At 72.5% G+C, this 25,201-nt stretch carries 22 protein-coding genes, 1 pseudogene and 1 riboswitch; of the genes and pseudogenes, 8 read left to right on the forward strand and 15 right to left on the reverse strand.

The window, feature by feature from the left end:
• Positions 1–187: 187 nt before the first annotated feature.
• Entirely contained in the window at positions 188–1,447 is a 1,260-nt protein-coding gene (locus tag AB0E77_RS13300) for a glycoside hydrolase family 18 protein (protein WP_361569383.1), read from the forward strand.
• Between the two features lie 52 nt (positions 1,448–1,499).
• On the opposite strand, the gene AB0E77_RS13305 is transcribed toward AB0E77_RS13300, so the two are convergent.
• The 3 genes from AB0E77_RS13305 to AB0E77_RS13315 form a co-directional block, all read right to left on the reverse strand.
• Positions 1,500–2,159 carry a helix-turn-helix domain-containing protein gene (locus AB0E77_RS13305; protein ID WP_361569385.1) on the reverse strand — a complete coding sequence of 220 codons (660 nt, stop codon included), beginning with the start codon at positions 2,157–2,159 and terminating at the stop codon, positions 1,500–1,502.
• 102 nt (positions 2,160–2,261) lie between these two features.
• Positions 2,262–2,402: an SCO1431 family membrane protein gene (locus tag AB0E77_RS13310; RefSeq protein WP_361569386.1), complete on the reverse strand. Its 141-nt coding sequence runs from the start codon at positions 2,400–2,402 to the stop codon at positions 2,262–2,264.
• 148 nt (positions 2,403–2,550) lie between these two features.
• A complete protein-coding gene (locus AB0E77_RS13315) occupies positions 2,551–3,921 on the reverse strand; it encodes a peptidase C39 family protein (protein WP_361569388.1) in 1,371 nt (456 codons plus the stop codon).
• A gap of 238 nt (positions 3,922–4,159) precedes the next feature.
• On the opposite strand from AB0E77_RS13315, the pseudogene AB0E77_RS13320 reads away from it, so the two are divergent.
• Positions 4,160–4,781 (forward strand): annotated as a pseudogene (locus tag AB0E77_RS13320) (hypothetical protein).
• Positions 4,782–5,215: 434 nt separating this feature from the next.
• On the forward strand, positions 5,216–7,081 hold the full coding sequence (locus AB0E77_RS13325) for an AAA family ATPase (RefSeq protein WP_361569639.1): 1,866 nt from the start codon (positions 5,216–5,218) through the stop codon (positions 7,079–7,081).
• A 199-nt stretch (positions 7,082–7,280) separates the two neighbouring features.
• Here the strand turns inward: AB0E77_RS13325 and AB0E77_RS13330 are convergent, their stop codons facing one another.
• The 9 genes from AB0E77_RS13330 to AB0E77_RS13370 form a co-directional block, all read right to left on the reverse strand.
• Positions 7,281–8,357 carry a hemolysin family protein gene (locus AB0E77_RS13330; RefSeq protein ID WP_361569389.1) on the reverse strand — a complete coding sequence of 359 codons (1,077 nt, stop codon included), beginning with the start codon at positions 8,355–8,357 and terminating at the stop codon, positions 7,281–7,283.
• Positions 8,354–9,685 (reverse strand): hemolysin family protein, encoded by a 1,332-nt coding sequence (locus tag AB0E77_RS13335; protein WP_361569391.1) that lies wholly within the window; start codon positions 9,683–9,685, stop codon positions 8,354–8,356. The genes AB0E77_RS13330 and AB0E77_RS13335 overlap by 4 nt, the downstream gene beginning before the upstream one ends.
• A 250-nt stretch (positions 9,686–9,935) precedes the next feature.
• Complete coding sequence (locus tag AB0E77_RS13340) at positions 9,936–10,415, reverse strand: PH domain-containing protein (protein ID WP_361569393.1); 480 nt, start codon at positions 10,413–10,415, stop codon at positions 9,936–9,938.
• A 64-nt stretch (positions 10,416–10,479) separates the two neighbouring features.
• Complete coding sequence (gene hisG / locus AB0E77_RS13345; protein WP_361569395.1) at positions 10,480–11,328, reverse strand: ATP phosphoribosyltransferase; 849 nt, start codon at positions 11,326–11,328, stop codon at positions 10,480–10,482.
• A gap of 47 nt (positions 11,329–11,375) precedes the next feature.
• The gene (locus AB0E77_RS13350) at positions 11,376–11,648 is read right to left on the reverse strand and encodes a phosphoribosyl-ATP diphosphatase (protein ID WP_059299784.1); all 273 of its coding nucleotides are present in this window, start codon (positions 11,646–11,648) and stop codon (positions 11,376–11,378) included.
• A 33-nt stretch (positions 11,649–11,681) separates the two neighbouring features.
• Entirely contained in the window at positions 11,682–12,167 is a 486-nt protein-coding gene (gene ribH, locus AB0E77_RS13355) for a 6,7-dimethyl-8-ribityllumazine synthase (protein ID WP_361569397.1), read from the reverse strand.
• Between the two features lie 21 nt (positions 12,168–12,188).
• Positions 12,189–13,478, reverse strand: coding sequence for a bifunctional 3,4-dihydroxy-2-butanone-4-phosphate synthase/GTP cyclohydrolase II (locus tag AB0E77_RS13360; protein WP_361569399.1), 1,290 nt, complete (start codon positions 13,476–13,478; stop codon positions 12,189–12,191).
• Complete coding sequence (locus AB0E77_RS13365; protein WP_361569401.1) at positions 13,475–14,119, reverse strand: nicotinamide mononucleotide transporter family protein; 645 nt, start codon at positions 14,117–14,119, stop codon at positions 13,475–13,477. The genes AB0E77_RS13360 and AB0E77_RS13365 overlap by 4 nt, the downstream gene beginning before the upstream one ends.
• A complete protein-coding gene (locus AB0E77_RS13370; RefSeq protein ID WP_361569402.1) occupies positions 14,116–14,718 on the reverse strand; it encodes a riboflavin synthase in 603 nt (200 codons plus the stop codon). The genes AB0E77_RS13365 and AB0E77_RS13370 overlap by 4 nt, the downstream gene beginning before the upstream one ends.
• A 151-nt stretch (positions 14,719–14,869) precedes the next feature.
• A riboswitch (FMN riboswitch) is annotated at positions 14,870–15,000 on the reverse strand.
• 227 nt (positions 15,001–15,227) lie between these two features.
• Here AB0E77_RS13370 and AB0E77_RS13375 point away from each other — a divergent pair.
• Together AB0E77_RS13375 and AB0E77_RS13380 are read left to right on the forward strand one after the other, a co-directional pair.
• Positions 15,228–17,591, forward strand: a complete 2,364-nt coding sequence (locus AB0E77_RS13375; protein WP_361569404.1) for a chitinase C-terminal domain-containing protein — start codon at positions 15,228–15,230, stop codon at positions 17,589–17,591.
• Positions 17,592–17,768: 177 nt separating this feature from the next.
• On the forward strand, positions 17,769–18,521 hold the full coding sequence (locus AB0E77_RS13380) for an SDR family oxidoreductase (protein WP_361569406.1): 753 nt from the start codon (positions 17,769–17,771) through the stop codon (positions 18,519–18,521).
• A gap of 53 nt (positions 18,522–18,574) precedes the next feature.
• On the opposite strand, the gene AB0E77_RS13385 is transcribed toward AB0E77_RS13380, so the two are convergent.
• Complete coding sequence (locus AB0E77_RS13385) at positions 18,575–19,768, reverse strand: ROK family transcriptional regulator (RefSeq protein ID WP_361569407.1); 1,194 nt, start codon at positions 19,766–19,768, stop codon at positions 18,575–18,577.
• A 135-nt stretch (positions 19,769–19,903) separates the two neighbouring features.
• On the opposite strand from AB0E77_RS13385, the gene AB0E77_RS13390 reads away from it, so the two are divergent.
• Positions 19,904–21,115: an MFS transporter gene (locus AB0E77_RS13390; RefSeq protein WP_361569409.1), complete on the forward strand. Its 1,212-nt coding sequence runs from the start codon at positions 19,904–19,906 to the stop codon at positions 21,113–21,115.
• Here AB0E77_RS13390 and AB0E77_RS13395 read toward each other — a convergent pair.
• Positions 21,075–21,533 carry a thioesterase family protein gene (locus AB0E77_RS13395; RefSeq protein WP_361569411.1) on the reverse strand — a complete coding sequence of 153 codons (459 nt, stop codon included), beginning with the start codon at positions 21,531–21,533 and terminating at the stop codon, positions 21,075–21,077. The two genes, AB0E77_RS13390 and AB0E77_RS13395, sit on opposite strands and share 41 nt — an antisense overlap.
• A gap of 186 nt (positions 21,534–21,719) precedes the next feature.
• Between AB0E77_RS13395 and AB0E77_RS13400 the strand changes: the two genes are divergently transcribed.
• Positions 21,720–23,135 carry a solute carrier family 23 protein gene (locus AB0E77_RS13400; protein WP_361569412.1) on the forward strand — a complete coding sequence of 472 codons (1,416 nt, stop codon included), beginning with the start codon at positions 21,720–21,722 and terminating at the stop codon, positions 23,133–23,135.
• On the opposite strand, the gene AB0E77_RS13405 is transcribed toward AB0E77_RS13400, so the two are convergent.
• Positions 23,117–24,244, reverse strand: a complete 1,128-nt coding sequence (locus AB0E77_RS13405) for a glycoside hydrolase family 6 protein (RefSeq protein ID WP_361569640.1) — start codon at positions 24,242–24,244, stop codon at positions 23,117–23,119. The two genes, AB0E77_RS13400 and AB0E77_RS13405, sit on opposite strands and share 19 nt — an antisense overlap.
• 173 nt (positions 24,245–24,417) lie before the next feature.
• Between AB0E77_RS13405 and AB0E77_RS13410 the strand changes: the two genes are divergently transcribed.
• Positions 24,418–25,113 carry a DUF5995 family protein gene (locus tag AB0E77_RS13410; protein WP_361569414.1) on the forward strand — a complete coding sequence of 232 codons (696 nt, stop codon included), beginning with the start codon at positions 24,418–24,420 and terminating at the stop codon, positions 25,111–25,113.
• Positions 25,114–25,201: the final 88 nt, after the last annotated feature.

A 25,201-nucleotide genomic window follows, 5' to 3' on the forward strand; every position in this document is an offset into this window, starting at 1 on the left:
TAACGACCGCTTACTTCAAGAAACCTCCGACTCGGCCACGAGGGCCGAATTTTACCGCCTCCCAGGCCATTTGGTCCGAACCATTGACCACACTGGTCTAGTCCTCCTACGGTGACGGACCGGACGCGCTTACCGCGTTCATGCCAATCGGCGAGCGTTCCCTCTTCCCCCCACGAGGAGACACCCGATGCACGTCCCGCACCTGTCCCGCGCCCCCTTCCGGGGGCTGCTCTCCGCCCTGTGTTCCGCCGCCCTCGGCGCCGGGCTGCTCGTCGGCGCCGGCGCCGTGACGGCCACGGGCCCCGCCGCGGCGGCACCGGCGACCCCCACCGCCCAGGAGGCGGCCGGCTCGAAGGTGGTCGGCTACTTCACCGAATGGGGCACCTACGACCGCAAGTACTACGTCAGGAACATCGAGACGTCCGGCTCCGCGGCGAAGCTCACCCACATCAACTACGCGTTCGGCAACGTCACCGGCGGCAAGTGCGCCATGGGCGACGCCTACGCGGCCACCGACCGGGCGTACACCGCCGCCGAGTCCGTCGACGGCGCCGCCGACACCTGGGACCAGCCGCTGCGCGGCAACTTCAACCAGCTGCTCAAGCTGAAGAAGAAGCACCCGGACCTCAAGATCCTGTGGTCCTTCGGCGGCTGGACCTGGTCCGGCGGCTTCGCCGAGGCGGCGAAGAACCCGGCCGCGTTCGCCCAGTCCTGCTACGACCTGGTCGAGAACTCGAAGTGGGCCGACGTCTTCGACGGCATCGACATCGACTGGGAGTACCCGAACGCCTGCGGCCTGACCTGCGACACCAGCGGCCGGGACGCGTTCCGCGAGCTGATGGCGGCGCTGCGCGCCAAGTTCGGCTCCGGCAATCTGGTCACCGCGGCCATCACGGCCGACGCCACGTCCGGCGGCAAGATCGACGCCGCGGACTACGCGGGCGCCGCCCGGTACGTCGACTGGTACAACCCGATGACGTACGACTTCTTCGGCGCCTGGGACGCCGCCGGGCCGACCGCGCCGCACTCGCCGCTGACCTCGTACCCCGGCATTCCGAAGGCGGATTTCCACACCTCGGCGACGATCGCGAAGCTCAAGGGCCTCGGGATTCCGTCCTCGAAGCTGCTGCTCGGCATCGGCTTCTACGGCCGCGGCTGGACCGGCGTCACACAGGCGGCGCCCGGCGGCACCGCCACCGGACCGGCCAGGGGGACGTACGAGAACGGCATCGAGGACTACAAGGTGCTCAAGGCCTCGTGCCCGGCGACCGGCACCGTGGCCGGCACCGCGTACGCCAAGTGCGGGAGCGACTGGTGGAGTTACGACACCCCGGCGACCATCGCGACCAAGACGGCGTACAAGAACGAGCAGGGTCTGGGCGGCACGTTCTTCTGGGAGCTGAGCGGGGACACCACGAACGGTGAGCTGATCAACGCGATCGGCTGACCCGCCGGCGGGGGGCGCGGGGGCGGGGGCCGTTCGGGCCTCCTCCCCCGCGTCAGGCGTCCCGGCGGGCCGGCGGCGGGGCCGGGTAGGCCGGGTCCAGTTCCTCGACGGCGCGCAGGGCACCGCCGAGCGTCTTCACCAGCAGGTCGCGCATGGTCTCGCGGGGCAGACCGGGACGGTCGATCCAGCCCAGGGTGGCGCCCTCGACGCCGCACACCCACGAGAGCAGTCCCATGCGGGCCAGCGGGCCGATGTCGCGCCGGCCGTACGCGCCCTCGGCGATGGTCTCGACGATCGCCTCGCGCACCCCGTCGCGGATGGCGTGCACCTCGGCGTCGAAGCCGACGCCTCCGCTGACGATCGCGCGGTACGCGGCCTGGTGGTGCTCGGCGTAGCGCAGATAGCCGTCGATGGTGCGGTGGACGCGGTCCACCTGCGGCAGTTCCGTCCCGCCGGCCGCGGTGGTGACCAGGCCGGCGACGGAGTCCTGGATGATGGCCAGGTAGTAGCCCCGCTTTGAGCGGAAGTAGTAGTAGATCAGCCCCTTGGCCACGTTCGCCTGCCGGGCGATGTCGTCCATGGACAGCGCGTCGTAGGACCTGTCGGCGAACAACCTGCGCCCGATGGCGATGAGTTCGGCACGGCGGGCGAGTGAACGCTCCGTGTCGCGCACCCGGGGACGGGCGCCGGCACGCTGGTGACTGGCAGTCATTCGACCCTGGTCTCCTACGGGCGGGGGGACGTCCGCAGTATGGCAGGTCGGGTCGTGGGGCAGGTCACACGCGGGCCGGAGCGCGGCCGGGCCGCGATCGGGTCACAGCAGGCCCAGTTGGACCACGAACATCGCGATCACCACGACGAGGGTCCAGCCCATGACGTGCTCGAGGACCTTCGGACCGTCGTCGTCGGGGCCGCCGGTGCGGGCACGGGCGGCGGTGGCGGTGTGTGCGCTCATGACTTCTCGCTGATCTCGAACGGTTGCCGGCCCCCCGCTGACCCTGTCCACCTTGCCACCGTCAGCGGCTTTTGCGGCGGAGACCTTGCTCACAGGGGACGGCCCCCGGCGGAGGCGTCCGCCGGGGGCCGTCGTGCGCCGGCCGGTGTCAGCGCACGCCCACCGCCGCGAGCGCCCTGCGCTGGCGAGGGCTCGGGTGGGCCGGGAAGTACAGGTAGCAGACGCCGCCGGTGCCGGAGACGACCTTGCCACTGGCGTTGTACCGCTTGGTCCTCAGCCAGATGTTCTCCCACTCGCGCCGCTTGTAGACGCGGCGCACGGCCTCGTTGTCGTGCGAGGCGGGGTCGTTGGCGATCACGTCGCCGTCGGCCGTGAAGCCGATCACCGTCATCAGGTGGCCCGAGGTGCCGTACCCGGCCCCGGTCAGCTCCTCCTTCAGGAAGGACTGGGACGTTATGGCCGGGATGCCGGCCGCGATCAGCGTCTCCAGGTCGGTCAGCGAGCCGAGCCGGGTGACCACGCCCTGGAGACCCTTGAAGGTGGCCGCGTAGGCGGCGTTGAAGGGCCAGTTGCCGCAGCCGGCGTACTGGAAGTCGTACGTGTACCGGGCCGCGTGGCAGACCTGCGGGTCGGCGTAGGAGGGGTCGACCCAGGCGAGCTGCTCCTGGGTGAGCCGGCCGCCCCAGTACTCCACGATCATCTGCGAGGAGGTGGGGCTGCACCAGGCCTCGCCGCCGTTGTCGTACTCCGGGTACTGGCCCCTGTGGACCTCCTGGGAGTAGCGCGGGACGCGCAGTTCCCGCGCGAGGCCGGGAGCGGAGGCCGGCACGGTGAAGCGGTCGGGGACGTCGGAACCCATGGCGCCGAGCCGCCAGACGGTGGGGGTGGCCCGCGTGCCGGGGCGGCGGTAGAGGGTGAGCCTGAGCCGGTAGGAGACCAGGCGCAGGCCGGTGGAGGCGTCGTCGATCGAGAAGGTGTCCGTCCAGATACTGCTTCTGCCGTCGCTCTGGTCGTCGACCGAGGTCCGCCGGATGTCCTGGTCGCCGGCGGCCCAGCGGCCCATCACGTACCAGGGCGTGTCCGTGCCGTCCGAGTAGGTGCCCCCGAGCTCGACCTGGAGCCAGGTGCCGTCCGGAGTGTGGGCGTTCCAGGAGGCGATGACCTCCGTCGAGGGCACGGCGAGCCGGTGGCGGGGCGACGTCCAGGTGGCGTACTCCCACGGGGCGGTGGTGCCGGTGTGCGGGTCGGTGTACTCGGCGGTGCCGGCCGCGGCGCCGATGACGACACCGGGCCGGGCGCCGGCGACGGGCCGGGCGCCCCGCGTGGTTCCGCTCCGCCAGTCGTGGAACGTGGTCCAGGCCCGGTAGTCGACCGGCCGGGAGGCGTGGCCGGGCTCCGGGGCCGCGCCGACCGCGGACGGCGCGGCCGCCGCGGTGGCCTGGGCCGCGCCGCCGGCCACCGCGGCGGCGACGGCTGCGGTGAGGACCGTTCTGCGGGACGGCTGTTCGGCTCTGCTCATGGGTGAGAGACCCCCAGGTGTGCGAGTCGGGCGGGTCCGTTGCACGGATGTGCGCCAACTATGGCCGCAGGCTGCCGCTCCTGCCAGCACTTCTGCGCACGCCACGCCATGATTCATTGGTGTCGACCAGTGACACGGGGGGCCGGGGCGTCCCGCACCGGCGGACGGGGCCTAGAGTGCTGGGCGGACACCGGTCCGTCCCTCCGCCTCGCCCCTCCGCTTCTCCCAGGACACCGCCATCCACGACCTCGCCGACCGGATCCGCCGGCTGCCCCCGTCCTGCGGGCCCGTGCGGCTCGTCGGCGTGGACGGGCACGCCGGGTCGGGGAAGTCCACGTTCGCCGGACGACTGGCCGGCGCCTTGGGCGGCACGCCCGTGCTGCACCTGGACGACATCGCCAGCCACGACGAGCTGTTCGGCTGGACCGGCCGGCTGCTGAGCCAGGTGATCGAGCCCCTGCGGCGCGGTGACACGGCGCACTACGCGCCCTACGACTGGCGGGCCCGGCGCTTCGGCGCGCCCCGCGCCCTGCCCCCGGCGCCGGTCGTCCTGATCGAGGGCGTCGGTGCGGGCCGCGGGGAGCTGCGCCCGCACCTGGCCCTGCTGCTGTGGATGGACCTGCCGCCCGAGGAGGCGTGGAACCGCGGACGGGCGCGCGACGGGGCGGAACAGCGGGTGTTCTGGGACGGGTGGATCCCGGCGGAGCGCAGGCACTTCGCCGATGACCCCTCGCGCCCCTTCGCGCGCCTTCTGGTACGCCAGAGGGACGAGGGGTACGAGGTACGTCCGGGGCCCGCCGGACCCGAGAGCCCGGGCACACTTTTTCACGCTGAGTGACGACCCTTCCGCAATGTGTTGAACTTGTGAAGACCGCTCGCCCCCGACTCGCCGGAGCGCCCCAACTCTGCTTGACCCAGGGGCCGTACAGGTCTTACGTTCTGGATGTGCGGTCATTCGGAACCGCACCGCAGACGCGAAGCCCCCGGTTGTTCCCCCGTGACCGGGGGCTTCGTTCTGCCCAGAACTCTCATTTCGACTGCTCCGCGACGCCCGCCGATCACGCTCGGTCACCTCCATGCGCGGGTCCCGTGCGTCGCCACCTCGGGGAACGGGCTCTCCCGGCACCCTTCGGAGGGAAGACCGCCGCGGGTACGATGCCCTCGGTGTGCGACCTACGGACGGCCGGCTGCGCGCACCTGGCAACTCCGGTCGCCCGTACAGCGGTTGGACGCGAAGGCCGGCGGGCGAGGGCCCGGTGGCATACCGACGGGGGCACGGTTCGTGGGGGACGTGATGGACTTCGGCACGCAGGGCCCGCAGGCCCCGGCCGACCTCGCCTGGCTGCGCGGCGTCGACGCCTACACCATGGGGGCATACCCGCAGGCGGAAGAGGAGTTCCGGACCGCCGTGCGCATCGACCCGGCGATGGCCGACGGCTGGCTGGGGCTCCACGCGCTGCGCGTCGACACCACCGACGCCCTGCTGAGGATGTTCCGGCACCGGGACCGCTTCGGCGAACAGCGGGCCCGGCACCGCCGTACGCTCAACTCCTGGTACTGGCTGGGCTGGTGGGTCCAACCCGTGCTGGAGAGCCCGCGCGACCTGCTGCTCGCGCACGCCTCGCACTGGCTGGACGGCCGCCACGTCCCGGAACTGGACCGGGCGCTCGCCGGGCTGCCACCGGTGGACGCCGACCCCCAGGTCCGCTTTCTGCACGCCTGCCGCGCCTACCTCGTCAAGGACTGGGAACAGCTCGTCCGGCACACCGACCCGCTGCTCGGCGATCCCCTGCTGGGCATCGAGGCGGGCCTGTTCAGCGGAATGGCCCGGGTGCGGCTGGAGATGTACGGACAGGCCGAGCCGCTGCTGTCGGCCGCCCTCATGCGGTGCCGCAGCGAGCAGCCGCAGCGCAAGGAGCTGCGCTACTGGCTGGCGCGGGCCCACGAGGGCACGGGCCGCAGCGCGGCGGCCCTGCCCCTGTACCGGGCCGTGCACCGCGTCGACCCGGCGTTCATGGACACCTCGGCCCGGCTGGCGGCGATCGCCGAGAGCGACGGCTACGACGACCCGGGCGACCTCACCGGCCTCGTCCCGGGCGGTGCCGGACCGGACGCCGTGGACGGGGCCGACGGCCTCGACCCGCTCTTCGGCACGGAGGAGCGCGGCCTGAAGCTCTCCGACCCGCAGCCGCCGCCGTCGGGTGTGCTGCCCTCGCTGACCGGGCCGCCGGTGCGCCGGCGGGACGGCGGGCCGGACCCGTCCCTGCCCGCCGGTCCCACGGATCCCGCGTTATTGGAGGAGGCGCTCGCCGAACTGGAGCGCATGGTGGGCCTCGAGCCGGTGAAACGACAGGTCAAGGCCCTGTCCGCGCAGCTGAACATGGCGCGGCTGCGGGCCGGGCAGGGCCTGCCGGTCCAGCCGCCCAAACGCCACTTCGTCTTCTCCGGCCCCTCGGGCACCGGCAAGACGACCGTGGCCCGGATCCTGGGCCGCGTCTTCTACGCCCTCGGCCTGCTCGGCGGCGACCACCTCGTGGAGGCGCAGCGGGCCGACCTGGTCGGCGAGTACCTGGGGCAGACGGCCGTGAAGGCCAACGAGCTGATCGACTCCGCGCTCGGCGGTGTGCTGTTCGTCGACGAGGCGTACTCGCTGGCCAACTCCGGGTACGGCAAGGGCGACGCGTACGGGGACGAGGCGTTGCAGGTGCTGCTGAAGCGGGCCGAGGACAACCGGGACCACCTGGTGGTGATCCTCGCCGGGTACCCGGAGGGTATGGACCGGCTGCTGACCGCCAACCCCGGACTGTCGTCCCGGTTCACCACCCGGGTGGACTTCCCGTCGTACCGGCCGCTGGAGCTGACGGCGATCGGGGAGGTGCTCGCCGCCGAGAACGGGGACGGGTGGGACGAGGAGGCGCTGGACGAGCTGCGGTCGATCGCCGGGCACGTGGTCGATCAGGGGTGGATCGACGAGCTGGGGAACGGGCGGTTTCTGCGGACGCTGTACGAGAAGAGCTGTGCGTACCGGGATCTGCGGTTGTCGGGGTACGGCGGGGCGTTGACGCGGGAGGACCTGGCGACGTTGCGGCTGCCGGATCTGATGCAGGCGTACGGGGAGGTGTTGTCGGGGCGGGGGCCCGCGGACGCGGCAGGCATGTAGGGGTGCTTCCGGTGTTGGTGAGGTGCCCTCGGTGGGGGCGGCACCGGGTGGCTTTTCGCTAGCCCCGCCGTGGGGGTGCCCTGCGCCCACCCCGTGCCGCCCTGGGGGCACCTCCCAGGCCGTTCGGGCACTGGGGGAGGCACGGCTGCCCGCAGCTACGACGGCAGCGGTTGCGGCTGCGGGCGGGCAGGCGCCGCGGCTACGCCGGTACCTCCTCCGGGGTTCCGGTCGTCCTCTGTTCCGTCACTGCCGTCACCTCCCTGTGGGCCGGGTCCCGGACCTCGCCCACCAGGAGTTCGAGGACGTCCTCCAGGGCGACCAGGCCCAGGACCCGGCCGGAGGCGTCGGCCACCTGGGCCAGGTGGGTCGCGGCGCGGCGCATGACGGTGAGGGCGTCGTCGAGCGGGAGTTCCGGGCGGAGCGTCGTCATCGGCCGCCACAGCTGCTGCGGCACGGCACGGTCGGAGTCCTCCACGTCGAGGACGTCCTTGACGTGCAGGTATCCCATGAAGGCGCCCGTGTCCGCCGCGACCGGGAAACGGGAGTACCCGGTGCGGGCGGTGAGCGCGACGATCTCTCCCGGCGTGACGGAGGGGCTGACCGTCACCAGGGACTCGCGCCCGAGGAGCACGTCGGTCACCGGGCGGGAGCCCAGTTCCAGGGCGTCCTCCAGGCGCTCCTGCTCCTCCGGGTCGAGCAGGCCGGCCTGGCCGGCGTCCTCGACCAGCCGGTTGAGCTGCTCGCTGGTGAAGACGGCCTCGACCTCGTCCTTCGGCTCGACGCGGAAGAGCCGAAGGATGCCCTGGGCGCAGGCACCGAGCGCGAGGGTGATCGGCTTGCAGAGGCGGGCGAAGGCGACCAGGCCGGGACTCAGCCACAGGGCGGCCTTCTCGGGGGCGGCCATCGCGAGGTTCTTCGGGACCATCTCGCCGATGACGAGGTGGCAGAAGACGACGGCGGCCAGCGCGATGACGTAGCCGAGCGGGTGGATCATGCCGTGCGGCAGGTGGACCCACTCGAAGACCGGCTCCAGCAGGTGGGCGACCGTGGGCTCGGCGACCGCGCCGAGCGTCAGCGAGCAGACGGTGATGCCGAACTGGGCGGCGGCCATCATCTGCGGCAGCCGCTCCAGTCCGTACAGCACCTGCCGGGCCCGGGCGGTGCCGAGCGGCTCGATCTGGCTGCGGCGCACGGAGACGAGCGCGAACTCGGCGCCGACGAAGAAGCCGTTGGCGAGCACGAGGAGGGCGGCGAAGAGGAGTTGCAGGACGCTCATCGGGCGGCCTCCAGTACCGAGACGGGGGCCGTGCGCACCAGACGTATCCGCTCGGCGCGGTAGTGGCCGACCTGGCGGACGGACAGGCGCCAGCCGGGCAGTTCGGCGCGGTCGCCGACGGCCGGGATGCGGCCGAGCAGGTCGGCGACCAGGCCGGCCACCGTCTCGTACGGCCCCTCGGGCGTCTCCAGGCCGATGCGGCGCAGGACGTCGACGCGGCAGCTGCCGTCGACGTCCCAGGCGGGCCGGCCGTCCTCGGGCGGGGCGGGGGCGAGTTCGGGCGCGTCCAGGCCGTCGTGCTCGTCGCGGACCTCGCCGACGATCTCCTCGACGATGTCCTCCAGGGTGACGACGCCGGCGGTGCCGCCGTACTCGTCGACGACGACCGCGATGGGCTGCTCGCTGCGCAGCCGGGTGAGCAGCGGCCGCACGGGCAGCGTCTCGGGGACGAGCAGGGCGGGGCGGGCGATGCGGCCGGCGGGGGTGCGCAGCCGGTCGTGCACGGGGACCGCGAGGGCGTCCTTGAGGTGGACCATGCCGACGATCTCGTCGATCTTCTCCCGGTAGACGGGGAAGCGGGACAGGCCGGTGGCGCGGGTCAGGTTGACCACGTCCTCGGCGGTCGCCGAGGACTGGAGGGCGCTGACCTTCACACGGGGGGTCATGACGTGCTGGGCGGTCAGTTCGCCCAGGGACAGGGTGCGGACGAAGAGTTCCGCGGTGTCCTGTTCCAGGGCGCCGGCCCGGGCGGAGTGCCGGGCCAGGGACACCAGTTCGCCGGGGGTGCGGGCGGAGGCCAGCTCCTCGGCCGGTTCGATGCCGAGCATGCGCACGAGCCGGTTGGCGACGGTGTTCAGCGCGGAGATCACGGGGCGGAAGAGCCGCGCGAAGACGTGCTGCGGGCCGGCGACGAAGCGCGCGACGTGCAGCGGCTTGGACACGGCCCAGTTCTTGGGCACGAGCTCGCCGATCACCATCTGCACGGCCGAGGCCAGCAGCATGCCGACGACCACGGAGACGCCGGACACGGCGCCGTCGGGGACGCCTATCGCGGTGAACGGGCCGTCCAGCAGCTGGGCGAGGGCCGGTTCGGCGAGCATGCCGACGACGAGGGAGGTGATGGTGATGCCGAGCTGGGTGCCGGAGAGCTGGAAGGACAGCTCCTTGAGGGACTCGACGACCCGGCGGGCACGTCGGTCGCCGTCGGCGGCGGCCTGTTCGGCGTCCGGGCGTTCGACCGTCACGAGGCCGAACTCGGCCGCGACGAAGAAGCCGTTGGCCAGGATCAGCAGGAACGCGGCTGCCAGGAGCAGCAGGGGGGTGGTCATGATGCCGCCGCCTGTGGGGTGTCACGACAGGGGGCGGCGCAGGTACTGCAGGACGATCCGTCCATCGCCGGAGGGAGTCACTCCTCGGGTAGCAGGAACCCCCGCGCACCGGGCGGAGCGACAGGGGTGGAGACGCGACGACCGCGTCTCCGTTCCCAGATTAGTCACGAAAAGGGGGTGTGCGGCAGGGTGGACGCCGCCGAGCCGGTCCCCCGGTTGCTCCCGGGGGGCGTCGCGGGGTCGTGTCCGGTCAGCCGCGCGGTGTCTCGGGGCCGGTGGCGGAGCGGGCCTCCACCAGGGCGCGCAGGGCACGCGCGTCGGCGATGGCACGCTGCTTGGCGATGCCCGGCTGGATGCCGAGCGCGGGCAGGCTGGTGCCGTCGCTGAGGTCGAGGAACACCCACGGGTCGCCGGCGCGGAGGTTGACCCGCAGGATCTCCGGCCACTCCAGGCGCCGCCTGGTCGTGAGGTTGACGACGGTGACGCCCGCCTCGTCGGCGACGACCTTGGGCCGGGACAGCAGGGTGAGGACACCGGCCAGGAGGAGGGCCGTCAGCACGAAGCTCAGGCGCTCCCCCGGGTGGAGCCCCTTCAGCAGCATGCCGATCGACGAGACGGTCACGACGGTGGCCACCGCCAGGCCGAGGAGGACGGCGCGGGTGCGGCCCGGCCGGAATGTGGCGGGCAGGGCGGGCAGGTCCCGTCCGGCGCCCGACGGTGCGTCCGACATGGTGTGTGTGCTCCGGGTCACGCGGATGGAACGAAGGGTGGAAGGGTGGTGCGGATACGGCGGGTCAGAGACGGCAGGCGTGGATGGCCGTGGTCAGGATGGCCCGGGCGCCGATCTCGTACAGGTCGTCCATGATCCGCTGGGCCTCCTTGGAGGGGACCATGGCGCGGACGGCGACCCAGCCCTCGTTGTGCAGCGGGGAGACGGTCGGGGACTCCAGGCCGGGGGTGAGCGCGACGGCCTTCTCCAGCTGCTCGACGCGGCAGTCGTAGTCCATCATCACGTAGGTCCGGGCCACCAGGACGCCCTGGAGGCGGCGCAGGAACTGCTGGACCTTGGACTCCTCCGCGTCGGCTCCGGTACGGCGGATCACGACGGCCTCGGACTGCATGATGGGCTCGCCGAAGACCTCCAGGCCGGCGTTGCGCAGCGAGGTGCCGGTCTCGACGACGTCGGCGATGACCTCGGCGACGCCCAGCTCGATGGCCGTCTCCACGGCGCCGTCGAGGTGGACGACGGCGGCGTCGACGCCGTTCTCGGCGAGGTGGCCGGCGACGATGCCCTCGTAGGAGGTGGCGACGGTCCGGCCCTTGAGGTCCTCGATGCCGTGCGCGGTGCCCGGCTTGGCGGCGAAGCGGAAGGTGGAGCGGGCGAAGCCGAGCGGGAGGATCTCCTCCGCGTCGGCGCCGGAGTCGACCAGCAGGTCCCGGCCGGTGATGCCGATGTCGAGCTTGCCGGAGGAGACGTAGATCGCGATGTCGCGGGGGCGGAGGTAGAAGAACTCCACCTCGTTCACCGGGTCGACGATCCGCAGTTCCTTGGACTCGCGGCGCTGCTGGTAGCCGGCCTCATGCAGCATCTCCCCCGCGGGGCCTGACAGGGAACCCTTGTTGGGGACGGCGATGCGCAGCATGAGGACGGCTTCCTTTGTGTGAAGGGGTGAGAAAGGGGGGTCGGGCTTTACAGGTGGGCGTAGACGTCGTCCAGGGAGATCCCGCGGGCGACCATCATCACCTGGACGTGGTACAGCAGCTGGGAGATCTCCTCGGCCGCGGCGTCCTTGCCCTCGTACTCGGCGGCCATCCAGACCTCGGCGGCCTCCTCGACGACCTTCTTGCCGATGGCATGGACCCCCTTGTCCACCAGCTCGGCGGTGCGGGAGGTGGCGGGGTCGCCGCTGGCGGCCTTGTGCTGGAGCTCGGTGAAGAGCTCCTCGAAAGTCTTCTTGGACATGGTGCCGACCACTTTACGGGTTGTGTGGCCGACCTATCGCCAGGGTTCAGATACTGAGCGGAGCGTAGCCGCCGTGGCGACGGCCGCGGTCACCGCCTCGTGGCCCTTGTCCTCGCTGGAGCCCTCGATGCCGGCCCGGTCCAGGGCCTGCTCCTCGGTGTCGCAGGTGAGCACGCCGAAGCCGACGGGCACACCGGTGTCGACGGACACCTGGACCAGGCCCTGGGTGACGCCCTGGCACACGTAGTCGAAGTGGGGGGTGCCGCCGCGGATGACGACGCCGAGGGCGACGATCGCGTCGTAGCCGCGGCCGGCGAGGACCTTGGCGACCACCGGGAGCTCGAAGCTGCCGGGGACCCTGAGCAGGGTCGGCTCGTCGATCCCGAGCTCGTGCAGGGCGCGCAGGGCGCCGTCCACCAGTCCGTCCATCACCTTGTCGTGCCACAGCGACGCGATGACGGCGACCCTGAGGTCCCCGACGTTGCGTACGGTCAGTTCCGGTGCACCCTTGCCGCTCACGTGTCTCCTAAGGTCCCTTGCTTACTGGTTGCCGCAGGTGGACACGGGCGTCGTGTCCAGCCAGGGCAGGTCGTGCCCCATCCGGTCCCGCTTGGTGCGCAGGTAGCGGAGGTTGTGCTCGCCGGCCTGGACGGGCATCGGCTCGCGGCCGGTGACGTCGATGCCGTGCCGCTCGAGGGCGTCGGACTTGTCGGGGTTGTTGGTCATCAGCCGTACGGCGCGCACGCCGAGGTCGGTGAGGATCTGGGCGCCGGCGCCGTAGTCGCGGGCGTCGGCGGGCAGACCGAGCTCCAGGTTGGCGTCGAGGGTGTCCCGGCCGCGCTCCTGCAGTTCGTAGGCGCGCAGTTTGGACATCAGGCCGATGCCGCGTCCCTCGTGGCCGCGGAGGTAGACCACCACGCCCCTGCCCTCGGCCTGGATGCGGTCCAGGGAGGCGTCGAGCTGAGGGCCGCAGTCGCAGCGCTGGGAGCCGAAGACGTCGCCGGTGAGGCACTCGGAGTGGATGCGGACCAGGACGTCCTTGCCGTCGCCGATCTCGCCGTGGACGAGGGCGACGTGCTCGACGCCGTCGACGGTGGAGCGGTAGCCGTACGCCGTGAACTCGCCGTGCCGGGTGGGCAGGTGGACCTCGGCCTCGCGACGGACGGTGGGTTCGGCGCTGCGGCGGTAGGCGATCAGGTCCTCGATGGAGATGATCGTCAGGCCGTGCTTGCGGGCGAAGGGGATGAGTTCGGGCAGCCGCAGCATGCGCCCGTCCTCGCCGGCGATCTCGACGATGGCGCCGGCCGGGCGCAGGCCCGCGAGGCGGGCGAGGTCGACGGCGGCCTCGGTGTGGCCGTCGCGGACGAGCACGCCGCCGGAGCGGGCGCGCAGCGGGAAGATGTGGCCGGGCCGGACCAGGTCGGTCGGCTCGGCGGTGCCGCTCGCCAGGAGCCGGAGGGTGGTGGCACGGTCGGAGGCCGAGATGCCGGTGCTCACCCCGTGGGCGGCCGTGGCGTCCACGGAGACCGTGAAGGCGGTCTTCATCGACTCGGTGTTGTCGTCGACCATCTGCGGGAGCCGGAGCCGGTCGAGTTCGTCGCCCTCCATGGGGGCGCAGATCAGGCCTCGGCACTCGCTCATCATGAAGGCGACGATCTCCTCGGTCGCCTTCTCAGCGGCGATGACGAGGTCGCCCTCGTTCTCGCGGTTCTCGTCGTCGACGACGACGACCGGGCGGCCGGCCGCGATGTCGGCGACGGCCTGCTCGACCGGGTCGAGCGAGAGGTCGTCGATGCCGTCGGTGCTGTAGAGGATGGGTGCCGTGCTCATGCGGGCGCTCCTTCCGGGACGGGCCGCGTCGCGGTGCGCGAGCGCAGCCACCAGTCGCGCAGGCCCCACAGGACGAGCGCGCCGTAGAGGACGTAGACGAAGCCGGAGAAGGCGAAGCCGTTGGCGAAGTTCAGCGGGACGCCGACCAGGTCGACGAGCAGCCAGGCGAACCAGAACTCGACCATGCCGCGGGCCTGGGCGTACATGGCGACGACGGTGCCGACGAAGATGTACGCGTCCGGCCAGGGGTCCCAGGACAGGGCCGGGAAGGCGGTGAACAGGCCGCCGACGGTGAGGGTGCCGAGGGCGGCGGCGCCGGCCAGGGCGCCGCGTTCGCGCCAGGTGGCGAAGCGGACGGCGATGGAGCCGTCCTGGCTCTGCTGCCGGCCGCGGTTCCACTGCCAGAAGCCCCAGGCGGCGACGACCATGACCACGATCTGCTTGCCGGCGCTGCCGGAGAGGTGGGCGGTGGCGAAGGCGGCGAAGAGGATGAGCCCGGAGACGAACTGCACGGGCCAGGTCCAGATGGAGCGCCGCCAGCCGAGGGCGAGGCCGAGCAGACCGATCACGTTGCCGATCATGTCCGACCACTTGATGTGCTGGTCGAGGAGCGTGAAGGCCTCGGAGTTGAGCCAGTTCACTTGCTTCCCCCCTGGGAGCCGAGCAGCCGCTCGACGTACTTGGCGATGACGTCCACCTCGAGGTTGACCGGGTCGCCGGGCTGCTTGAGGCCGAGCGTGGTCAGGGCGAGGGTGGTGGGGATGAGGCTGACGGTGAAGAAGTCGGGCCCGGCGTCGACGACGGTGAGGCTGATGCCGTCGACGGTGATGGAGCCCTTCTCGACGACGTAGCGCGCGAGGTCGGCGGGCAGGGAGACCTTGACGATCTCCCAGTGCTCGGAGGGCTTGCGCTCGAGGATCTCGCCGGTGCCGTCGACGTGGCCCTGCACGATGTGGCCGCCGAGCCGGGCTCCCACGGCGGTGGGGCGCTCCAGGTTGACGCGGGAGCCGACGGCGAGAACGCCGAGGCTGGAGCGGTTCAGGGTCTCGGCCATCACGTCGGCGGTGAACTCGTCACCCTCGTGGTCGACGACGGTGAGGCAGACGCCGTTGACGGCGATGGAGTCTCCGTGCTGTGCGCCCTGGGTGACCACGGGGCCGCGCAGGCGGAAGCGACAGGCGTCGTCGAGGGTCTCGACAGCGGTGATCTCGCCCAGCTCTTCGACGATTCCGGTGAACACTTCCCGGGTCCTCCTGCCTCTTCGGGCACGGACTCCGGGGCTGTCGACGAACGACAGAAGAGACGAGCGAGGACACCGGGAGCGACGCCGGACGGGGCCCGTCCATGGCGGACGAGCCCAGAGATCGGCGGCGCGCACGAATGCCCGCCCGCCGCGCACTGCCTCCCATCCGGACTTTAACCGTCGGTCCAGGAATTTCACCTGGTCAACCGGCCGCTGGAAGCGACCGGGTCGCGGACTGTAACCGCCGGTTCGGACTTTCACCGACCCCGGAGTGCGCTGCTTCTGGTACAGGGCCAGTGTGCCACGACCGGCCCGCAGTCATGCCGACCGAGGGTGTGGGGTGACTCACAGATTGCCGCCACGGGTCACCCCACCCCGCCGCACACACCCTCACGGGGGGCCAACTTCCCCAGCTGGGCCCCCTCTTGAGATTGGTCCATACCTATTGACTCACTGGTCTAGTCCTCTCTAGGGTCTGCGCAACTTCCGTGGAGAGGAACTCGACTGTGCCTTCCGCCTCACGCTCCAGATCCCGTCACCGGGCGGGAGCGGCCCTGTTCGCCGGTGCCGCCGCCGTCGCGGGCCTGCTGCTCGCCGGTCTCCCGGCGACCGCGTCACAGGCCGCCGACCAGGAGTCCTGCCGGCCCGACGGCCTGTACCGGACCCCCGGCGTCGACGTCCCCTACTGCTCGGTCTACGACGCCGAGGGCAGGGAGAAGATGGGCGCCGACCACCCCCGCCGGGTGATCGGCTACTTCACCGGCTGGCGCACCGGCAAGGACGGCAAGCCCGCCTACCTGGCCTCGGACATCCCGTGGGACAAGGTCACCCACATCAACTACGCGTTCGCGCACGTCGACGGCGGCAACAGGCTCTCCGTGGGCTCGGACGGCGAGAAGAACGCGGCGACGGGCATGACCTGGCCCGGGGTCGCGGGCGCCGAGATGGACCCGGACCTGCCCTACCAGGGCCACTTCAATCTGCTGAACAAGTTCAAGAAGCAGCACCCGAACGTCAAGACGATGATCTCGGTGGGCGGCTGGGCCGAGACCGGCGGCTACTTCGCGGACGACGGCTCGCGTGTGGACTCGGGCGGCTTCTACTCGATGGCCACCAACGCCGACGGCTCGGTCAACCAGGCCGGCATCGACACCTTCGCCGACTCGGCCGTCGACTTCGTCCGGAAGTACGGCTTCAACGGTGTCGACATCGACTACGAGTACCCGACCACGATGAAGGACGCGGGCAACCCGCTCGACTGGACCTTCGCGGGCGGCCGCCGGGCCGGGCTGGTCAAGGGCTACGCGGCGCTGATGAAGACGCTGCGCGAGAAACTCGACCGCGCCGGGGCCGCGGACGGCAGGCACTACCTCCTCTCCGTCGCCGCGCCGTCCTCCGGGTACCTGCTGCGCGGCATGGAGACCTTCCAGGTCCAGAAGTACCTGGACTACGTCAACATCATGTCGTACGACCTGCACGGCGCCTGGAACGAGTACGTCGGTCCGAACGCCTCCCTCTTCGACGACGGCAAGGACGCCGAACTCGCCTCCGCGGGCGTCTACTCCACCTCCCAGTACGGCGGCATCGGCTACCTCAACACCGACTGGGCCTACCACTACTTCCGCGGCTCCATGCCGGCCGGGCGCATCAACATCGGGCTGCCGTACTACACACGCGGCTTCAAGAACGTCACCGGCGGCACCGACGGACTGTGGGGCAAGGCGGCCGCCACGAGCTGCCCGGCGGGCTCCGGGCTGGCCAAGTGCGGTGACGGAGCGGTCGGCATCGACAACCTGTGGCACGACCTGGACAGCAACGGCAAGGAGTCCCCGGCGGGCTCCAACCCGATGTGGCACGCCAAGAACCTGGAGAAGGGCGTCGTCGGCGACTACGTGACCGACTACGGCTTCCCGGCCGGCACGAAGCTGACCGGCACCTACGCCCGCAAGTACGACGCCACGCTGGTCGCACCGTGGCTGTGGAACGCGGAGAAGAAGGTCTTCCTGTCCACCGAGGACGAGCAGTCGGTCAAGGCCAAGGCGGACTACGTCGTGGACCGCGGCATCGGCGGCACGATGGTGTGGGAGCTCGCGGGCGACTACGCCTGGAACGCGGGCAAGGGTCAGTACGAGCCGGGCTCGACGCTGACCGGCACGATGTACGACACCTTCAAGTCGGCCGCGCCGTACGGGGCGAAGCGGTCGACGACCGACCTGCCGGCCGAGGCGCTGGAGATCGACGTGGAGTTCGGGCAGTTCCCGCTCGGCGACTCCAACTACCCGATCGGCCCGAAGCTGAAGATCACCAACAACACGGGCACGACGCTGCCCGGCGGCACGGAGTTCCAGTTCGACTACGGCACCTCCGCGCCCGGCAACGCCAAGGACCAGTCCGGCTGGGGCACCACGGTCGTCCGCAGCGGCCACACCGGCTCCAACGTGGGCGGCCTGAAGGGCGACCACCACCGCGTCTCGCTGAAGCTGCCGGCCTGGCAGTCGCTGGCGCCGGGAGCCTCCACGACCGTGGACTTCGTGTACTACCTGCCGGTGTCGACGCCGTCGAACTGGACGGTGACCTTCGGCGGGAAGTCCTACGCCCTGGCCGGTGACCTGGCCCGGGGCACCACCGTGGTGGACCCCGGCACGCCGGTCCCGACGCCCACGCCGACGGGCCCCGGGTCCCCGGGCCCGACCCCGACGGGCGGCACGGGTGAGTGCGCCGCCCCGGCCTGGAGTGCGGCCGACGCGTTCGGTGCGGGCACCACGGTCTCCCACGAGGGGCACTCCTGGAAGTCCAAGTGGTGGACGAAGGGCGAGGAGCCCGGCACCACTGGGGAGTGGGGCGTCTGGCAGGACCTCGGCGCCTGCTGAGCCCCCGCGGATCCGGCCCGGCGGCGGTGACGACGGCCCTTGCCCGCCGCCGGGCCTTCCCACGCGTGACACCGGTCCGGTCGGGGCCGGTGTCACGTTTTCGGCGTGCTGATCCGTCCGAGCGGACGACAGGGTGTTCCCCTCGGGAGCACCGTCCGTCCGAAGGGACTGAACAGCATGACCACGATCCTGGTGACCGGCGGCACCGGCACGCTCGGCCGGTTCGTCACCGAGCGGCTGCGCGCCGACGGCCACGAGGTGCGGGTGCTCAGCCGGCACGCCCAGCCGTACGCCGTCGACCTGCGCAAGGGCGGCGCGGGCCTGGACGCGGCGCTCGACGGCGTCGGCACGGTCGTGCACTGCGCGAGCACGCAGACCGGCGGCGACGAGCGGGCGGCCGCGAACCTGCTGGCGGCGGCCCGGCGGGCCGGGGTGCGGCACGTGGTGTACATCTCGATCGTCGGCGTCGACCGGGTGCCGCTCGGCTACTACCGCACCAAGCTGGCCGTCGAGCGGCTCGTCGAGGAGTCCGGGCTGGGGTGGACGGTGCTGCGGACGACGCAGTTCCACGACCTGGTGGTGCGGCTGCTCCAGGGCCTGGCCAAGGCGCCGGTCGTACTGCTGCCCGCGCACGTCGCCGACCAGCCGGTCGAGGCGCGGGAGGTCGCGGGCCGGCTCGCCGAGCTGGCGGCCGGCGAGCCCGCCGGGCGGGTCCCGGACCTGGGCGGTCCCGAGGTGCGGAGCTTCGAGTCGCTCGCCCGCGCCTGGCTGGCCGCGACGGGACGCCGGCGGGCCGTGGTGAACGTGCCGCTCGCCGGGAAGACGTACCGCGCGTTCCGCTCGGGCGGCCACCTGGCGCCGGAGCGGGCGCTGGGCAAGGGCACCTTCGAGGAGCATCTGGCGGCACGGTCCGGGGGCGGGCGCGGCTGACCGAGCCGGTGGGACCACGGCGTTCCACGCAGTCCGGCCCGGCCGGGACGGGTTCAGTGCTCCCGCGGTCCGAACAGGTCGTCCTGGGCCCGGTCCCGGGCGGTCAGCAGCGCCCCGCGCAGTACCGCGCCGCCGCCCAGGGTGCCGGCGCGCACCTCGGTCGCGAGCGGTGACATCCGGGCGAGGCGGTCCCGTACCCGGGCTGCGAGCGCCTCCCCGCCGGCCCGGCCGGTCTCACCGGCCAGCACGACGCAGCCGGGGTCCAGGACGGAGACGACGGCGGCGGCGCCGAGCGCGATCCGGTCGGCGAGGGCGTCGAGGAACCGGTCGGCCGCCGGGTCGCCGCCCACCCCGCCCACCGCCGCCCGCACCAGGGCCGCCGCGTGCGGCTCCCTTCCCACGGGGTCCGCCGTCACGCCGTGCCGCGCCGCGAGGGCGGCCACCGCGGCCGCCCCGGTCATGGAGTGGAAGCCGCCCGCGCAGTCGGTGGCCGACGGCACGCCCGACGTGCCGGGCACCGGCAGGAAGCCCAGCTCGCCGGCGCCGCCGGAGGCACCGCGCCGCAGCACGCCGTCGAGGACGACCGCGCCGCCGACGCCCAGACCGAGCCACAGCAGCACGAACGTGTCCCGGTCGCGGGCCGCGCCGTCGCGCTGCTCGGCCAGGGCGGCGAGGTTGGTCTCGTTCTCGACGCCGACCCGCGCTCCGGGCAGCCGCTCCCGCAGTGCGGCCACCAGGCGCCGGTGCCACTCGGGCAGGCCGGTGGAGTCGTGGAGTTCGCCGCTGGCCGGGTCGATCAGGCCGGGGGCGCCGACGCAGACCGTGTGCAGCCGGTCGGCCCCCGCCTCCTTCGCCGTGCGCTCGACCAGCGTGACGGCCTGTTCCACCGCGGGGCCCGTCCCGGTGCCGTCGCCGATCGGCACGGACGCCTCGGCGAGGACCCGGCCGAGCAGGTCCGACACGAGGACGGAGACGCTCTCGGTGCGCACGTCCAGGGCGGCCAGGTGGGCCCGGCCGGCGACGATGCCGTACAGCTTGGCGTTCGGCCCGCGGCGCTGCTCCCCCGACTCCCCCGTCACCTCGATCAGACCGGATGCGGTGAGGCGTTCGACGAGGTCGGCGACGGTGGGCCGGGAGAGGCCGGTGAGCTGTTTCAGCTGCGCGGCCGTCAACGGGCCCTCCTGCTGGAGCAGACGCAGGGCGAGCCGGTCGTTGATGGCCCGGGCGGTGCTCGGGGATGCGGGCATGCCGGGATCCTTCCAGATCGGCGGGTGGAGAGTCGCGCCGAGAACTCACTATCTATCAGGCAGGGTTCCTGATAGTTTACGCGGCGCGACGCACCGGTGGAACGGACGAGCGGACCCGACGGAGGAGCCGAGAGTATGAGCACAGTGGTCTACGCGCACCGTGAGGTGAGGCGCGCCCGGTACGCCGTGGCCGCCGTGTTCGCCGTGCACGGCGCGGTCACCGGCTCGTTCGCGACCCGGGTGCCCTGGATCCAGGACCACGCCGGGGTGAGCGCGGGCCAGCTCGGCCTCGCGCTGGCCTTTCCCGCGCTCGGCGCCTCCGTCGCCATGCCGCTGGCCGGCAGCGTCAGCCACCGCTTCGGCGCCCGCACCGCCCTGCGCGGCCTGCTCGCCCTGTGGACGCTGGCCCTGGTCCTGCCCTCCCTCGCCCCGAATCTGCTCACCCTGTGCCTCGCCCTGTTCGTCTACGGCGCCACGGCCGGCATGTCGGACGTGGCGATGAACGCGCTCGGCGTCGAGGTGGAGAACCGGCTCGACCGGTCGATCATGTCCGGGCTGCACGGCATGTGGAGCGCGGGAGCCCTGACCGGCTCGGCGGCCGGCACCCTCGCCGCCCACCTGGGCGCGGACGCGCGGCTGCACCACGTGCTGGCCGCGGGGGTGCTGACGGTGCTGGGGCTGGTGGCCTGCACCTGGGTGCTGGACCTCCAGCCCGCGGAGGACGAGGACCCGCCGCCGCGGTTCGCGCTGCCGCCCCGGTCGGCGCTGCTGATCGGCGCGGTCGGCTTCTGCGCGGTGTTCGCGGAGGGCGCGAGCCTGGACTGGTCGGCGGTCTACCTGCGGGACCAGTTGGAGACCTCGGCCGGTCTCGCGGCGGCCTGCACGACGGGCTTCACGCTCACCATGGCCGTGGCCCGGCTGGCCGGGGACAAGGTGGTGGACCGCTTCGGCGCCGTGCGCACGGTCCGGGTGAGCGGCGTGCTGGCCACGCTCGGCGGTCTGCTCGTGGTCGTCGGCGGGCATCCGGCGGTGGCGATGACCGGCTTCGCGCTGATGGGTCTCGGCATCGCGGTCGTCGTCCCGCTGTGCTTCGCGGCGGCGGGCCGGGCCGGTTCCAACCCGAGCCTCGCCATCGCGGGCGTCGCGACCATCACGTACACGTCCGGGCTGGTGGCGCCGAGCGCGATCGGCGGCCTGGCGCAGGCGACCAGCCTGGTGGTGTCCTTCGGCCTGGTGACCGTGCTGGCCTGCTGTCTGGTGCTGTTCGCGAAGGTGCTGCGGGCCGGCGACCGCGACCGGCCGAAGATCAGTCCGCCGAGCGCAGCAGTGCCCGACCGGCAGCCCTGAAGGTCTCGCTCCACGGCGCCGGGCGCAGCGTGGCGGCGTCCAGCCGGACCAGCACCCGGGTGCCGCGGGCGTAGGTGACGGCACCGTCCGCCGAGCAGAACCGGAAGCCGTACGTCAGCCCGGTCGTGCCGAGCCGCTCCAGCCAGAGGTGGACGGCGTACGCGCCGGGCCTGGTGACCGGCGCCTCGTAGCTGACGGTCAGCTCCTTGACCGCGTTGCAGGCGTCGCCGGCCGCCGCCCAGTCGCCCTCGAAGCGGAAGCCGTGCTCGGTCCACAGCTCGGCCCAGGCCCGCTCGGCCAGCACGGGGTAGCGGGCGTTGTGCAGCAGGCCGAGGGCGTCCAGGTCGTCGAAGTGGACGGTGACGGGGACGAGCCTGCCGTAGGACAGGGCGGGGACGGCGGGGGCTTCGGCGGTCACGGGCGGGGCTCCTGGGGTGTGCTCTGCGGTGTCGCATACGCGGTTCCCTCCATCCTAAGCGGACGCTCAGCGGCGTCGGTCGTGGGGAAGGCGCTGGTCAGCGGGAGGCGTGGCGCGGGGGACGGCCGGCTACCCCCGACAATGGTGCGGACAGTCCTCACGTACAGCAGAAAGCGAAACCTCACCATGGACCTCGGCGTGCGCTGGAAGCTGCACGGGGACGGGAAGGTACCCGCCCCCGGAGCGGTGGTCCGCCCCGACGAACGGCTCTCGTGGCCCCGCACGGCCGGGCTCGGCGCCCAGCACGTGGTGGCCATGTTCGGGGCGTCCTTCGTGGCTCCGGTCCTGATGGGCCTGGACCCCAACCTCGCGATCATGATGTCGGGCGTGGCGACCGTCATCTTCCTGCTCGCCACCCGCGGCCGGGTGCCCAGCTACCTCGGCTGCTCGCTCTCCTTCGTCGGCGTCGCCGCAGTGATCCGGGCGCAGGGCGGCACCAGCGCCACGGTGACCGGCGCGGTGCTCGTCGTCGGCGCCGTGCTGTTCCTGGTGGGTCTCGCGGTGCAGCGGTTCGGGGCGCGGATCATCCACGCCGCGATGCCGCCGATCGTCACCGGCGCGGTGGTGATGCTGATCGGCTTCAACCTGGCGCCCGTCACCGCCTCGACCTACTGGCCGCAGGACCAGTGGACGGCGCTGCTGGTGATGCTGTTCACCGGTCTGGCCGTGGTCTGTCTGCGCGGTTTCTGGTCCCGGATCGCGATCTTCCTGGGGCTGGTCTTCGGTTATGCCCTGTCGTGGGCGCTGGACCGGATCTTCGGCAAGATCCACTCGGTGGACGGCAGCGGCAAGGTGACCGACCACTGGCGGCTGGACTTCTCCGCCGTCGGCCAGGCCGACTGGATCGGGCTGCCGTCCTTCCACGGGCCGAGCTTCGAGTGGTCGGCGATCCTGGTCGCGCTGCCCGTCGTCATCGCGCTGATCGCGGAGAACGCGGGGCACGTCAAGGCGGTCGGCGAGATGACCGGCGACTCCCTCGACGACAAGCTGGGCACGGCGATCTCCGCGGACGGCGTCGGCTCGATGCTGTCCACCGCGGTCGGCGGCCCGCCCAACACCACGTACTCCGAGAACATCGGTGTGATGGCCGCGACCCGGGTCTACTCGACGGCGGCCTACTGGGCCGCCGCCGGTTTCGCCCTGCTGTTCGGCCTCTGCCCGAAGTTCGGCGCGGTCGTCGCCGCGATCCCCGGCGGCGTGCTCGGCGGCATCACGGTCATCCTGTACGGCATGATCGGCCTGCTCGGCGCGCAGATCTGGATCAACGCCGAGGTGGACCTGCGCAATCCGCTGAACCTGGTGCCGGCCGCAGCGGGCATCATCATCGGCGTCGGCAACGTCAGCATGGAGTTCACCGACACCTTCTCCCTCAGCGGCATCGCGCTGGGCACCCTGGTCGTCATCACCGGCTACCACGCGCTGCGCGCCTTCGCCCCGGCCCACCTCAAGACGCAGCAGCCGCTGCTGGACGAGGGGACGTCGTCGTACGACGCGGGGACCGGGAACGGCGGCGACGACGGGCCTCAGCGCGCCAAGTCGTAGGCGTACGACGGGGTGAAGGTGCCCGGCGACCCCTTGCAGCCGTCCGACTCGCCCGGCAGCTTGACCCACAGGTAGGCGTCGATGCGCCCCATGCCGGTGCTCAGGGTCGGTGCCCGCCCGAGCTTGCGGCCGTCGGGGTCGCACCACTCGCCGTCGGGCGGGGCACCGTTGCCGTTGCGGCTGGTGTCGATGACGGCGCCCAGGCTCGCCGGGCCGCCGAGGGCGTCGAGGACCGCACGGTCGTGTGCGACCTCGTCGGCGGTGCCGTGGAAGTTGGAGACGTTGCTGAAGACGCCGTCCGAGGAGGCGGCGGAGGCGGCACCGGCCTGCCTGAGCCAGCCCGCCTGCCTGGCGGGCGCGTGCCAGCCGGAGTGGCCCGCGTCGAAGTAGACGCGGGCCTTCGGGTCGGCGTCCTTCATGACGCGGCCGGCCCGGGCCAGGGAGGCGAAGCGGTCGGCCCGGTCACCGGCGGACAGGCACTCGGCCTGCGACACCGAGTCGGGCTCGAGGACGACGATGACCTCGCCGGAGCCCAGCCCGGCGGCGAACCGGTCGATCCAGTCGTCGTAGGCGCCGAGGTCCGGCGCGCCGCCCTCCGAGTACCCCCCGCAGTCGCGGTCGGGTATCACGTACGGCACGACCACCGGCACCCTGCCCTGGGCGGCGGCGCCCGAGGTGACCGCCCGGACCCGTGAGGTGATGTTGTCCGGCGTGAAGTCGGCGAACCACACGGCGGCCGGGTGGGCGGCGATACGGGACTCGATGACGTCCTGGCGCGGGTCGTCGGGGTGGGCCCTGACCCACTCGAGGACCTGGGAGTCGGGGTGCCGGTAGAGCCGGGCGGAGGCCGCGGTGGTGGTCCGGGGCTTCTTCCGCTCGGTCTTCCTCGGCGAGGGGCTGGGGCTCGCCTTCTTCGACGGGGAGGGCGAGGCGGAGGCCGAGGGCGACGCCGGGGCGGAGGGGCTCGGTGTGTGGGGCAGCGAGTCCAGCCGCGGCGACCGCGTCACCTGCGGCCGCGCCGCGTCGCCGCCGCGCTCGTCGCCGCCGAGTGCGCTCAGCATGCCGGTCGCGGTGCCGACCGCGACGACGACGGACGCCGCCGCGACCATCGCGCCGCGGCGTGCGGCGCGCCTGCGCTCCGCCTTGCGAGCGGCCAGACGCCGGGCACGAAGGCCTGACACGTACGTTCCCCCTCCCCCGCACGGCGGGCGCGTTCCCCCGTTCTGGGGAAGCGTCGGGCCCGCCGGCACTCCTGACACCCTAAAGCTGGGACCCTGCCGCCATGGCGTACTGCGAGCAAGTCCCGACGGCGTCCCGGACGGTGGACACGGTCCTGAGCCGGATGCGCGCCCTCGACGCCACGCTGCCGGAGCGGGACGGGCTGGCCGTCTTCAACGGCGTCTACCTGGCGGTCACGGAGGCGGTCGACCGGCAGATCGACCGGGGGCTGTTCCCGGACGCCCGGGCCGCGATCGCGCTGGACGTGCGGTTCGCCGAGCGGTATCTGGCCGCCGTCGACGCCCTGGAGAGCGGGCGCAGGCCACCCGCGTGCTGGCGGCCCCTGTTCCAGTTCCGCCGCCATCCCGGCGTACGGCCGCTGCAGTTCGCGCTGGCGGGCATCAACGCGCACATCGGGCACGACCTCGCGCTGGCCGTGGTGGACACCTGTCGTACGCTCGGCTGCGAACCCGTCGACCTGGAGGACGAGTTCGACCGGGTGGGCGATCTCCTCGTGTCGCTGGAGGAGCGCGTCCGCGACGAGCTGATGCCGGGTCCCGACCTCCTCCAGATCGCCGATCCGCTGACCCATCTGCTCGGCTCCTGGAGCCTGGAGCGGGCCCGCGACGCCACCTGGGCCGCGGCCCGGGCGCTGTGGGCGCTGCGCCGGATGCCCGACGTGGCCGGGGAGTTCACGGAGCGGCTGGACGCGGCGGTGGGCTTCGCGGGCCGCATGATGCTCACCCCGCTCCCGGACTGACCCGGCCGGCACTCCCCCTGCGCATCGGGAACTCCCGTGCGTACGCGGCTCGTTGCCCCCTCGGGCAACATCGCACCCCGACTGCGAA

The organism is Streptomyces sp. NPDC032940, assembly GCF_040636935.1.
Classification (GTDB): Bacteria; Actinomycetota; Actinomycetes; order Streptomycetales; family Streptomycetaceae; genus Streptomyces.

What these genes read in the sequence shown, in the direction of transcription:
- AB0E77_RS13300 (WP_361569383.1), top strand. Translation starts at nt 188, where the DNA reads ATGCACGTCCCGCACCTGTCCCGCGCCCCCTTCCGGGGGCTGCTCTCC.
- AB0E77_RS13305 (WP_361569385.1), bottom strand. Translation starts at nt 2,159, where the DNA reads ATGACTGCCAGTCACCAGCGTGCCGGCGCCCGTCCCCGGGTGCGCGAC.
- AB0E77_RS13310 (WP_361569386.1), bottom strand. Translation starts at nt 2,402, where the DNA reads ATGAGCGCACACACCGCCACCGCCGCCCGTGCCCGCACCGGCGGCCCC.
- AB0E77_RS13315 (WP_361569388.1), bottom strand. Translation starts at nt 3,921, where the DNA reads ATGAGCAGAGCCGAACAGCCGTCCCGCAGAACGGTCCTCACCGCAGCC.
- AB0E77_RS13325 (WP_361569639.1), top strand. Translation starts at nt 5,216, where the DNA reads ATGGACTTCGGCACGCAGGGCCCGCAGGCCCCGGCCGACCTCGCCTGG.
- AB0E77_RS13330 (WP_361569389.1), bottom strand. Translation starts at nt 8,357, where the DNA reads ATGAGCGTCCTGCAACTCCTCTTCGCCGCCCTCCTCGTGCTCGCCAAC.
- AB0E77_RS13335 (WP_361569391.1), bottom strand. Translation starts at nt 9,685, where the DNA reads ATGACCACCCCCCTGCTGCTCCTGGCAGCCGCGTTCCTGCTGATCCTG.
- AB0E77_RS13340 (WP_361569393.1), bottom strand. Translation starts at nt 10,415, where the DNA reads ATGTCGGACGCACCGTCGGGCGCCGGACGGGACCTGCCCGCCCTGCCC.
- hisG (WP_361569395.1), bottom strand. Translation starts at nt 11,328, where the DNA reads ATGCTGCGCATCGCCGTCCCCAACAAGGGTTCCCTGTCAGGCCCCGCG.
- AB0E77_RS13350 (WP_059299784.1), bottom strand. Translation starts at nt 11,648, where the DNA reads ATGTCCAAGAAGACTTTCGAGGAGCTCTTCACCGAGCTCCAGCACAAG.
- AB0E77_RS13360 (WP_361569399.1), bottom strand. Translation starts at nt 13,478, where the DNA reads ATGAGCACGGCACCCATCCTCTACAGCACCGACGGCATCGACGACCTC.
- AB0E77_RS13380 (WP_361569406.1), top strand. Translation starts at nt 17,769, where the DNA reads ATGACCACGATCCTGGTGACCGGCGGCACCGGCACGCTCGGCCGGTTC.
- AB0E77_RS13385 (WP_361569407.1), bottom strand. Translation starts at nt 19,768, where the DNA reads ATGCCCGCATCCCCGAGCACCGCCCGGGCCATCAACGACCGGCTCGCC.
- AB0E77_RS13390 (WP_361569409.1), top strand. Translation starts at nt 19,904, where the DNA reads ATGAGCACAGTGGTCTACGCGCACCGTGAGGTGAGGCGCGCCCGGTAC.
- AB0E77_RS13400 (WP_361569412.1), top strand. Translation starts at nt 21,720, where the DNA reads ATGGACCTCGGCGTGCGCTGGAAGCTGCACGGGGACGGGAAGGTACCC.
- AB0E77_RS13405 (WP_361569640.1), bottom strand. Translation starts at nt 24,244, where the DNA reads ATGGTCGCGGCGGCGTCCGTCGTCGTCGCGGTCGGCACCGCGACCGGC.
- AB0E77_RS13410 (WP_361569414.1), top strand. Translation starts at nt 24,418, where the DNA reads ATGGCGTACTGCGAGCAAGTCCCGACGGCGTCCCGGACGGTGGACACG.